The organism is Solibacillus kalamii (genome assembly GCF_002174535.1).
Classification (GTDB): Bacteria; Bacillota; Bacilli; order Bacillales_A; family Planococcaceae; genus Solibacillus; species Solibacillus silvestris.
On the sequence record NZ_NHNT01000018.1, the window covers coordinates 33900 to 45000 of the forward strand.

The following is an 11101-nucleotide window of genomic DNA, read 5'->3' on the forward strand; positions in this document are numbered from 1 at the left end:
GTGCTCGCATTTTGTTTTCGTTATGCTTAAACTACATATAAAAGATGCAACGATTTCAGGTAGGAGGACTATTCATGAATGAGCAGATCGAAGGAATAATTAAAAATATCGAAAAAGTAATGATAGGAAAAAGAGAGATTGCCGAGCTAAGTATTGTTTCATTATTAGCAGGAGGGCATGTATTACTGGAAGACGTGCCGGGCGTTGGGAAAACAATGATGGTACGTGCACTTTCAAAGTCACTGGGTGCAAGCTTTAAACGTATTCAATTTACACCGGATTTACTGCCATCTGATGTAATTGGCGTTTCGATATATAATCCGAAAACATTGCAGTTTGAGTTCCGTCCGGGGCCGATTGTCGGCAATATTGTGTTAGCGGACGAAATTAACCGTACCTCACCAAAAACACAGGCCGCTCTGTTGGAAAGTATGGAGGAGGGGTCAATTACGGTGGATGGTGAAACGATTCAGCTGCCAAAGCCGTTTTTTGTAATGGCAACGCAAAACCCGATTGAATATGAAGGGACATATCCGCTTCCGGAAGCGCAACTAGACCGCTTTTTACTGAAAATAAAGATGGGCTATCCTACGAAGGAAGAGGAAATTGAAGTGCTGAATCGTGCCGAAAAGTCGGTTCCGATAGATGACCTTTTCCCGGTATTAACAATCGAGCAGTTGAACGATTTAAGAGAACAAGCAAAACAAGTACATGTAGAAAATAATATTAAAGAGTATATTGTGTCCATCGCACAACATACACGTCATCATGAAAATGTGTATTTAGGTGTAAGTCCCCGTGCTTCAATCGCATTAATGCGTGCTGCGCAAAGCTATGCCTTTATGAAAGGGAGAGATTATGTTATTCCGGATGATGTTCAATATTTAGCGAAATTCGTTTTCGGCCACCGAATTATTTTAAAACCAGAAACACGCTATGAAGGAATTACGGAAGAACAAGTGATTGAAAGTGTTCTTCGTTATGTCCATGTTCCTGTAAAAAGGTACGTGCCGTAATGAAGGGAATCAAGCAGTTTCTAAAGCATGGCGGGCGTTTAATTACCGTTGTTTCGTTGCTTATAATTACGTATTGCTATGCAATGTTCCAAGGGGGCTTTGTTAGCTGGTTTGTTTTCTTCACGATTTTACCGTTTTTGGTCTATTCGATTTTACTGGCAATTATTCCGATTCGTTTTAAAGAAATATCCCGTACTTTATCGAAAGAACGAGTTGAACGTGGGAGCAATGTTCAAGTTACCGTAACATTCCGCAATACGAGCTGGTTTCCGTTTGTTTTTATGATGGTCCGAGAATTGCCGATGAGGGAGGAACATTTTGAAAAACCGAACGGAAATGTAACGAAACTATTTTTGGTTGGGTGGAAGCGTGAGTTTAAGTGGACTTATGAATTAAAGGAGTTAAAACGAGGAGAGCATCATTTTAGAGGATTGCTGTTTACATGTACGGACTTTTTTGGATGGACAATACGGAATGTTGTAATGAATCACCCGCAGCTGTTTTTAGTATATCCAAAAGTATCCGATGTCAAATTATTGCCGATTGGAATGCAATATGACCAAGGTACAAGTCAATCGCGCTATTCTTTAATTAAGGATACGACGGTTGCGACTGGTGTCCGTGAATATGTACCAGGTGACCGCTTTTCTTGGATTCACTGGAAATCCTTTGCGAAAAATGGGGAACTGCGTACAAAGGAATTTGAAGATCAAAAATCACAAAATACATTTGTGCTAATCGATCGCGCAGTACAGAAGAACTTCGATGATGTTGTCGATTACACGGCATCCTATATTAATAAAATTGTAAAGAAACAGGGCGATGTTTCATTTTTAAGTGTCGGGGTCGACCGTTATTTTACGCCGGTGATTAAAACAGGTAAACAGTATGAAACGGTCCTGCAGCATTTAGCAACGGTCGTACCGGATGCGCAGTTTGGTGTAGAACGTTTATTGTTTGAAGAACAGAAAATGATGAGCCGCTCTGTTGTTGTTATCATTACTGGCGAAATGACTCCGGAACTGCAGGAAGTATTAAATGCCGGAACGAAATATGCTCGTAAAATTATATGTTTTGTCGTAAGTGACCAAAAAGATCCGGTGCAGCATATAAGCCAAAATAATGAAGTGCATTATGTCGGTATGGACGAGTTACAGCGAACGTATTCGGAGGTGAAGCACGCATGAGACGCAGCACAGCCGAAAAAATAGAACTCGCTATTTTTTATTTCATTGTTTTTCTGATTTTACGAGAATGGTTAATACCGGTAATGGAGTTAACGAACACAGGCTACTTTACGCAGTTTGTATTATTCATAGGGATATGTTTAGTACTGGGGATCTTTTCACTGCCGTTTATTGTTAATTGGTTTATTAAGTTTGCATACATTATCTGGTTTGTTGTCAGTGTGTATAAAGATGAAGCATTGACGACAACGCAATTTTTATCGGAAGAACTGAAATACAATTTGGATATATTGCTTGCAGGTGAGTGGATTTATGTGAGTGATCCATTTCGGACAAGTTTGTTTTTTATATTGATCTGGATGCTTATTTATTTAATTCAGCATTGGGTGAGTGTGCGCTATAGCATTTACTATTTCCTGCTGCTTACAGTATTTTTCATCGGGACACTCGATACTTTTACAGAATACGATGGCACAGCGGCGATTATTAAAGTAATGTTACTAGGTCTTGTGCTTACATCGTTGCTGTTTATAAAACGACTTATGCAGGCTGCGGAAATGCAAAAAGATTGGATGAACTACTTGAAGTATGCGACTCCGATTATCATTTTTGTTATGATTGCAGGAATTGTTGCAACAGTCATGCCGAAAACAGAGCCTCAATGGTCGGACCCGGTTCCTTATGTAAAAAATATTGCAGGTATTGGGGGTAATGCCAGTCAATCGGTTGCAACAGTTGGTTACGGGGAAAATGATGAGCGACTGGGCGGACCGTTTGCGGGAGATACTACAATTGTCTATGAAATAAAAACACCGATCCGTCAATATTGGCGTGTTGAGACGAAAGATTTTTATACGTCTAAAGGGTGGGAGCAATCAGATGATGAGTCATTGCAACAAACGCTTCAGTTTGCAGATCCTCTCCCGCTTTCAATCAAGCCTGGAAGTGAAGAACCTCAGTCGGTGGAAGTGCAGGCTGTAAATGAAGAATACTTGTTTTTATTGCAGGCATATGGCATTACTTCCTATAATCTACACGGTACACAAACTGGATTGAGATTTAATACAGGCAATGAAAAAATTCTGCCTCTTATAAACAGTGATGTTGTAGCCCCTGCATCATACGAGATGACATTTCAACAGCCGGAGTATAGTTACGTTGCTTTGAAAGAATCATTATCCTCAACTGAAAATAGTTCGCGCTATTTACAGCTTCCGGATAATTTGCCACAGCGTGTAACCGATTTAGCTCTTGAAATTACCGACATGTATGACAGTGTATATGACAAGGCTCGTGCAATTGAAGGTTACTTTGCGCGTAGTGGCTTTCAATATGAAACGACAAATGTACAAGTTCCATCAGCAGATCAAGACTATGTAGATCAGTTTTTATTTGAAACAAGGCTTGGTTATTGTGATAACTTCTCTACTTCGATGGTCGTCATGCTTCGTTCGATAGGGATTCAGGCTCGTTGGGTAAAAGGTTTTTCGAGTGGAGAACGAATCGATTCACAAGACGGTATTGTTACGTATCAAGTGACGAATAATGATGCCCATTCATGGGTGGAAGCGTATATTGACGGTATTGGTTGGATGCCGTTTGAGCCGACAATTGGCTTTAGTAATCCGATGAATATTAATTATGATGTAGATTTCGAAGCTCCCGAAGAAGAGCAGCTACCTGATATGGAAGAACCGGAAGCACCAAAGCCGGAGTTGGAAGAGCAGGATACAACTAAGCAATCAACTAATGGGACAAGTAGAGTGGACTGGTCAAAATTTAAATGGGTGCTGTACGGATTACTGGCTCTTGTTGTGATTGGGTTAATTGTTGCTTGGAAAAAACGCGGAAAATGGCAACCAAAACTTGCTGTTCAAATGAACAGATCGAAATTAGATAAAGCAGCAACATTTGAAGAAGCTTATTTTGTGTTATTAAAACAGTTGGAGCGGGTTCATTTGAAACGAGGACAAGACGAAACATTGCAACAGTTTGCAATGCGTGTTGATCGACAGCTGGATACCACTAAAATGAGTGAGTTGACGGCATTTTATGAGCGACTTATTTATGCAAAACAGACCGATCAAATGAACACGACTGAAATGAAAGAAATTTGGGAATATTTAATCAATCGTACGAGTGGTTGATTTTAACTCGACGAAAGAGTAAAATTTAGAAAAATAAATAGTATTGTGCCTTCATATAAGTCTGGTAATATGGTCCAGATGTTTCTACTAAGTTACCCTAAATAACTTATCTATGACGGTGGGTCCCACTATATCCTTATAAGGGATAGGTATACCCACTTGAAGAAGAGATGAAATATGAACGCGTAGAAATTATTTTCTTACGCGTTTTTTTTCTTAATATAGGCCGCAAAAAATTAGAAGAGGTGGAAATAGTGTCAACTCCTTTGTTAAAAGAACAAGAAAAGATTGTCGTTCTTGATTTCGGTAGTCAGTTCAACCAATTAATTACTCGTCGTATTCGTGAATTCGGTGTATTCTCTGAATTACATCCACATACGATTACTGCTGAAGAAATTAAAGAAATGAATGCTGTAGGTATTGTATTTTCAGGTGGTCCAAACTCTGTATATGATGAATCAGCATTCCATGTAGATCCGGCGATTTTTGAATTAGGTTTACCGATTTTAGGTATTTGCTATGGCATGCAGTTAATGGCCCAAACACATGGCGGTAAAGTGGAAGGCGCAGCAACTCGTGAGTACGGGAAAGCTGAAATTAACATTACTTCAGATAATAAATTATTTGCGGAATTACCAAAAAATCAAGTTGTATGGATGAGTCACGGTGACCATGTAACAGCAGTGCCGGAAGGTTTTGAAGTAATTGCGACAAGTCCGGCATGCCCGATCGCGGCAATGGCTGATGCTTCTCGTAAATTTTATGCAGTACAATTCCACCCGGAAGTACGCCACTCTGTATACGGAAATGATTTATTGAAAAACTTCGTATTCAATGTTTGTGAAGCAAAAGGCGACTGGTCGATGGCGAACTTCATTGAAATTGAAATTGCGAAAATCCGTGAGCAAGTTGGAGATAAGCAAGTACTTTGTGCATTATCAGGCGGAGTTGATTCATCTGTAGTAGCAGTGTTAATCCACAAAGCAATCGGTGACCAATTAACTTGTATGTTCGTGGACCACAACTTAAACCGTAAAGGTGAAGTTGAACAGGTAATGAAAACTTTCACAGAAGACTTCGATATGAAACTGATCAAAATCGATGCTCGTGAGCGTTTCATGAATAAACTTGCCGGTGTTTCTGACCCTGAGCAAAAACGTAAAATTATCGGTAACGAATTCATTTACGTATTTGATGAAGAGTCATCAAAGCTAAAAGATATGGACTTCTTAGCGCAAGGTACGCTTTACACAGATATTATTGAATCAGGTACAGCAACTGCACAAACAATTAAATCACACCATAATGTTGGTGGTTTACCGGAAGATATGAAGTTCGAATTAATCGAACCATTAAATACACTATTCAAAGACGAAGTACGCGCTTTAGGCCTTGAATTAGGTCTACCTGAAGAAGTTGTATGGCGTCAGCCTTTCCCGGGTCCTGGTTTAGGTATCCGTGTACTTGGTGAAGTAACAGAAGAAAAACTGGAAATCGTTCGTGAAGCAGACTACATCCTGCGCGAAGAAATTAAAAACGCTGGCCTGGAGCGCGACATTTGGCAATACTTCGCTGTATTACCTGACATCCGTTCAGTAGGTGTAATGGGCGATGGCCGTACGTACGACTACGCAATCGGTATCCGCGGTGTAACATCAATCGACGGCATGACATCAGACTGGGCACGTATCCCTTACGATGTACTAGAGAAGATTTCTGTACGTATCGTAAACGAAGTGAAGCACGTAAACCGCGTGCTGTATGACATTACTTCTAAGCCACCAGCAACGATTGAGTGGGAATAGTACTGATTAACGTTTAGCTTTCTAAACTCTCTTTTAGTTATTGATAAAAATAACTAAAAGGGGGTTTTTAATTTTTTGAAATTGGGATGTGAAGTTCGTGATGCACTAATTTAAGGTTTACTTCAGTGAAATGAGGTATATTATATTGAATAGGTTCTCTGTGAAGACAGGAAAAGTAGGTGAACAAAATGGGGAAATATCAATTGGATAGTAAAGGTAAAGCAGCTGTTACAAAGTATCATGAAAAAAACAAGCCTTCCCAATTCGATAAAAAGCAGCAACTTGAAAAATTGCGTGCACAGTATTTGGAAAAGAAACAAAAGCAAAACGATGAATAGGTTGAATGGGCAACATAGGAAGAATAACATCTTTCTATGTTTTTTTTGTCCTCTGATTTCGCATTACCCTTATTCATAATAAATTATTGTCATAGCAGTGTATCATTTTCTTTCATTTTTATTACAGAATGTTAAATTTACTATCCTCACGTTTATTATTTAGGAGGAAAGGTATTGTATAGTATGCCAAATCAGTATAGACATTAGGTATACAAAATTAAATTAATGAAACTGGAGGAATGAAACATGGAAACACGTGATAACAAATTATATGGTATTTATGATAATGAAGCAGAATTACAGGCAGAAATGGATCGCCTTCGTGCACAAGGTTATGGTGAAGAGGATATGTATATTGTATCTAATCGCAATGATCAACTATCGATGTACCGAAACTCAAAAGGTTACAGCACTAACACGGATGGTTATGGCACTGATTACAAAGAAGGTTCTTGGTGGGATCGCTTTAAAGCATTCATGATGGGTGAAGACTTAGTACGCGATCAGCACTTTACGCAAATGGGTATCTCTGAGGACGAACGAAATCGTTACTATGATGAATTACAGGCTGGGAAATACTTATTGTATGTAGATAAGGATTATGGTACTTATTTTGATGAAGGTACTAAAAATTATGGCGTGAATGATCATTATGAGCGTGATTATGAGAAAACGGATGAAGAACGTTTAGCGCTTCATGAAGAACGCTTGCAAGTAGATAAAAAACGCGTGCAAACGGGTGAGGTACAGGTCGATAAACATGTAGTCGAAGAGCAGCAAACGATTGAGGTGCCGGTAGAACATGAAGAAGTTTATGTGGAAAGACGTCCTGTTAATGAGGACACAACACTTAATGCAAATGGTCAGCTGCGTGACGGAATCACTCATGCTTATGAAGAGCAGGGAAAAATCCATATCCCTGTAACTGAAGAACAGGTAGAGGTTACGAAAAAAGATGTCGTGACAGAAGAAATTGTTGTCGGCAAACGAAAAGTAACAGATACGGAAACTGTATCAGATACGGTTCGTCGCGAAGAAGCGGATGTTAAGGATACGACTAATACTACGAATCATTTAAATGATTTGGACCATTTGGATAATGATCCGTTAAAACGTACTAACCGCGGATTATAAAATAACCATAAAAAAGAAGCCTGTTTAGCGCAGGCTTCTTTTTTTTGTATGTTAGTTACATTATAGTAAGTCGTTTAAGCTTAAATTATTCTTCAACCGTGGCTTTTTCGCGAGATTTCCACTCAATTCCACTAGTAACACATCCAAAAGTAACGATTATTAAAAGTACAAATAATGTGTTATGTAACCAATAGGGCATTTAAAAACCTCCTTTAACATTTTCGATATTACTTTTATTATTTTAACATATTAAAGGAAAACGCACTTAATTAATATAGCTAGATATAATTAATTTTCTTTCTTTTCGACAAAAAATGTCACAATTATAAATAGGAAAAATGCGATTAGTAAAAGTGTACCGCCTACGATGAAGAACACCATGTTGAATGTTTCATTTGTGTCCAGCGGGTTTAAATAATGTAACCACATTCCTATACATAAACCAAAAGCTCCGATCATGCCTAAAATACTTTGGATTTTAACTAAGATTAGCTTACGGACAGGTACTGAATAATAGAAAATCCCCCAAGCAAAGACTGATAACCAACCTACTAATACAATGTGTGCGTGGACTGGCCGTAAAGCGTAGTTCATGTTACCGCTCATAATTGATCCGATTAATACACCGATAAAACCGGAAACAGCTGCAAAGCGAATTAAATGCATTGCCCACTTTCGTTGATGGTGCAAAAAAATCCCCCCTCTATTTGTTCAAACTTTACTATAGAGGAGTTATATAACATTTCTATAAACTTTTTATAAAATTATTTTATTAGTTTAATAAATCTAATACATTATGCAGGGAGAAGTCTTCGATAATCTCTTGCGGCAATAAGGTGAGCAGATCATCCTTTGTCGCCCATAAATATTGTTCGTGTTCATCGGACAGCGTAATTTGCTCTTCTTTTGTATCACATAAAAAAGTGAGTAATACAATTTGGCGTGTTTTGCTCGTATGGAATGTTGTTGAAAATAATTGATTTTTAACAGTAATATTCAGTCCTACTTCTTCTGAAAATTCCCTCTTTAGTGCAGTTTCAAATGACTCGCCGAAATGAAGATTCCCACCGACAGTCTCCCATGTGCCGGCACCGACAGTTTCAATTTGAGAACGCTGCACGATGAGTACTCTATTATTTTTAACAAGAAAACCCTTTACAATAACCTTAATTTCATTCAAGTTAAAGTCCCCCTATTTTGTATGAATATACTAGAATTTTAGATTGAATCTTTGTTTATGCCAAGTTTATTAATAACAAATAAATACATATCAAAGAAGGAAATAGCTAATTTTTAGATGTTTTTACGAACTATGATCTAAAATATATAAAAAATGTTCGGAAATAGCTTGTAATTTAAAAATTGAAATGATATATTACTAACGTAAATTAAATACGTCGTCGTATAATGTCGGGAATATGGCCCGTGAGTTTCTACCGAATCACCGTAAATGATTCGACTACGATTTATAAATAAGTTGTTACAACACTACTATAATTGGAGTGTAATATACTTATTTTCCTTAAATCGTGGACATGCGGCATTTATGCTTTGCGTGTCTTTTTTGTTTTTAAGGTTAAGTGTTCTTTAGATGTTGAAGACGACAACACGGAGGAAAGTTTCTTATGAAAAAGTATTTCGAGTTCGATAAACTTGGAACTAATTATCGCCGAGAAATTTTAGGTGGCTTTACAACATTCTTGGCAATGGCTTACATTTTAGTAGTAAACCCTAGCATTTTAACGCTATCTGATATTGAAGGTTTACCAGATGTACTACGCATGGATTACGGTGCGGTATTTGTGGCAACAGCTGTTTCGGCAGCAATTGGATGTTTCGTTATGGGGATTGTTGCAAGGTATCCTTTAGCTTTAGCACCGGGTCTAGGCTTAAACGCATTTTTTGCTTATACGGTTGTATTAACAAATGGAAGCCCTTGGCAACACGCTTTGGCTGCAGTATTTGTATCAGGCGTATTCTTCTTACTATTAACAGTTACAGGATTACGTGAAAAATTAATCAATGCCATCCCAATGGAACTTAAAATTGCCGTTGGTGCGGGAATCGGATTATTTGTTTCATTCATCGGGTTAAAAAACGCGGGTATTATCGTTGCAAGTGAGGCAACAGTTGTCGGTTTAGGTAACTTGCACGATGCTGAAGTATTGTTAGCCATTTTTGGTATTCTGCTTACAGTCATTTTCTTAGTACGTGGAATGAAAGCTGGCGTATTTATCGCAATGGCCATTACAGCAATAGCCGGTATGATTTTTGGTTTAGTTGATTTACCATCTCAGATTGTTTCGGCACCTCCAAGTGTTGAACCAACTTTCGGTAAATTATTCTCAGCATTCACTGATCCTGAATTCTATACGCTAACAATGGTATCAGTTATTCTATCATTCCTATTCGTAGACTTCTTTGATAACGCGGGTACTTTAATGGCTGTTGCCAACCAAGCGGGATTTGTAAAAAATAATAAATTACCTCGTGCAGGTAAAGCGTTAATCTCAGATTCAATCGCTTCTATTTCAGGCTCGATCTTTGGGACTTCAACAGTAACATCTTATGTAGAATCTTCAGCAGGGGTTGGAGCAGGCGCACGTACAGGGTTCGCTTCAATTGTTACAGGGATCTGTTTCTTGTTGGCACTATTCTTATCTCCAGTATTAAGTGTTGTAACAAACGCAGTTACTGCACCGGCATTAATCGTTGTAGGAATTTTAATGGTATCTTCGCTTGGACAAATTGAGTGGAATAAATTCGAAGTAGCTGTACCAGCATTCTTCACAATGTTAATGATGCCATTAACATCATCAATCGCAACGGGTCTTGCAGTAGGTTTCGTATTTTACCCATTAACAATGGTGTTAAAAGGTAAAGCGAAAGAAGTAAACCCGATTATGTATATTTTTGCAGTACTCTTCCTGATTTATTTAGGTACGGTCGGTTCAATGTAAAATCATTCACCAGTCAACTATAGTTGACTGGTTTTTTTATTTTGCAGGAAAATATAATTTTGAATCGAACTGAATTAAGTAAAGAGGAGGAGAGTTTAATGGGTATCAAAATTGAAGAGGCAACGGAACAACACTATATAGAAGTAAATCGTTTAGTAAGGCAAGGACATGATGATCATGTTAAAGGGGATGGTGCGGTATTTCGCCAAGTAGAGAGTGTTATGCCAGAAGAATATTATATGGAATTGATTGAACAAGAGCAAAGTACATTATTAATTGCACGGGAAGAAAATAAAGTGATAGGCTTTGCGGTCATCAGTATAGAAGTTTCTCCGAAATTCCCTTCATTAGTTCATAGAAGATTTGCATACATTCATGACTTTGGTGTAGACCAGTCAGAAAAACGAAAAGGAATCGGATCGCTGTTATTTGAAGCTTGTCTGAAGTGGGCAAAGGGGATGCATATTGATGAAGTGGAGTTAAATGTATGGGAATTCAATGAAGAGGCCATTGC

The 11101-nt window shown here is 38.2% G+C and carries 10 protein-coding genes and 2 riboswitches (1 of these 12 running past the window's edge); of the genes, 8 read left to right on the top strand and 2 right to left on the bottom strand.

Annotation, left to right across the window (positions count from 1 at the left end; genetic code table 11):
- Positions 1 to 74: 74 nt before the first annotated feature.
- From CBM15_RS18440 to CBM15_RS18465, 6 genes are all read left to right on the top strand, one after another.
- A complete protein-coding gene (locus tag CBM15_RS18440; RefSeq protein WP_014822562.1) occupies positions 75 to 1016 on the top strand; it encodes an AAA family ATPase in 942 nt (313 codons plus the stop codon).
- The gene (locus tag CBM15_RS18445) at positions 1016 to 2203 is read left to right on the top strand and encodes a DUF58 domain-containing protein (RefSeq protein ID WP_087618595.1); all 1188 of its coding nucleotides are present in this window, start codon (positions 1016 to 1018) and stop codon (positions 2201 to 2203) included. The genes CBM15_RS18440 and CBM15_RS18445 overlap by 1 nt, the downstream gene beginning before the upstream one ends.
- The gene (locus tag CBM15_RS18450) at positions 2200 to 4350 is read left to right on the top strand and encodes a DUF4129 domain-containing transglutaminase family protein (RefSeq protein ID WP_087618596.1); all 2151 of its coding nucleotides are present in this window, start codon (positions 2200 to 2202) and stop codon (positions 4348 to 4350) included. Before CBM15_RS18445 ends, CBM15_RS18450 begins: the two co-directional genes overlap by 4 nt.
- Before the next feature lie 31 nt (positions 4351 to 4381).
- Positions 4382 to 4483, top strand: a riboswitch (purine riboswitch).
- A gap of 118 nt (positions 4484 to 4601) precedes the next feature.
- Entirely contained in the window at positions 4602 to 6155 is a 1554-nt protein-coding gene (gene guaA, locus CBM15_RS18455) for a glutamine-hydrolyzing GMP synthase (protein WP_041865823.1), read from the top strand.
- 188 nt (positions 6156 to 6343) lie between these two features.
- Positions 6344 to 6493, top strand: a complete 150-nt coding sequence (locus tag CBM15_RS19410) for a hypothetical protein (protein ID WP_087618597.1) — start codon at positions 6344 to 6346, stop codon at positions 6491 to 6493.
- Positions 6494 to 6739: 246 nt separating this feature from the next.
- Positions 6740 to 7627 (top strand): DUF2382 domain-containing protein, encoded by an 888-nt coding sequence (locus tag CBM15_RS18465; protein WP_087618598.1) that lies wholly within the window; start codon positions 6740 to 6742, stop codon positions 7625 to 7627.
- Positions 7628 to 7915: 288 nt separating this feature from the next.
- Here CBM15_RS18465 and CBM15_RS18470 read toward each other — a convergent pair whose 3' ends face one another.
- Both CBM15_RS18470 and CBM15_RS18475 read right to left on the bottom strand, forming a co-directional pair.
- Positions 7916 to 8317 (bottom strand): hypothetical protein, encoded by a 402-nt coding sequence (locus CBM15_RS18470; RefSeq protein WP_087618599.1) that lies wholly within the window; start codon positions 8315 to 8317, stop codon positions 7916 to 7918.
- An 82-nt stretch (positions 8318 to 8399) separates the two neighbouring features.
- Positions 8400 to 8807, bottom strand: a complete 408-nt coding sequence (locus CBM15_RS18475) for an NUDIX hydrolase (protein WP_087618600.1) — start codon at positions 8805 to 8807, stop codon at positions 8400 to 8402.
- Between the two features lie 200 nt (positions 8808 to 9007).
- A riboswitch (purine riboswitch) is annotated at positions 9008 to 9109 on the top strand.
- 143 nt (positions 9110 to 9252) lie between these two features.
- Between CBM15_RS18475 and CBM15_RS18480 the strand changes: the two genes are divergently transcribed.
- Both CBM15_RS18480 and CBM15_RS18485 read left to right on the top strand, forming a co-directional pair.
- Positions 9253 to 10587 (top strand): NCS2 family permease, encoded by a 1335-nt coding sequence (locus CBM15_RS18480; RefSeq protein ID WP_087618601.1) that lies wholly within the window; start codon positions 9253 to 9255, stop codon positions 10585 to 10587.
- Between the two features lie 98 nt (positions 10588 to 10685).
- Positions 10686 to 11101: the 5' portion of a GNAT family N-acetyltransferase gene (locus tag CBM15_RS18485; protein ID WP_087618602.1), read on the top strand. The gene runs 61 nt beyond the window's last position; only the first 416 of its 477 coding nucleotides appear in the window; the start codon lies at positions 10686 to 10688; the stop codon falls past the right edge of the window.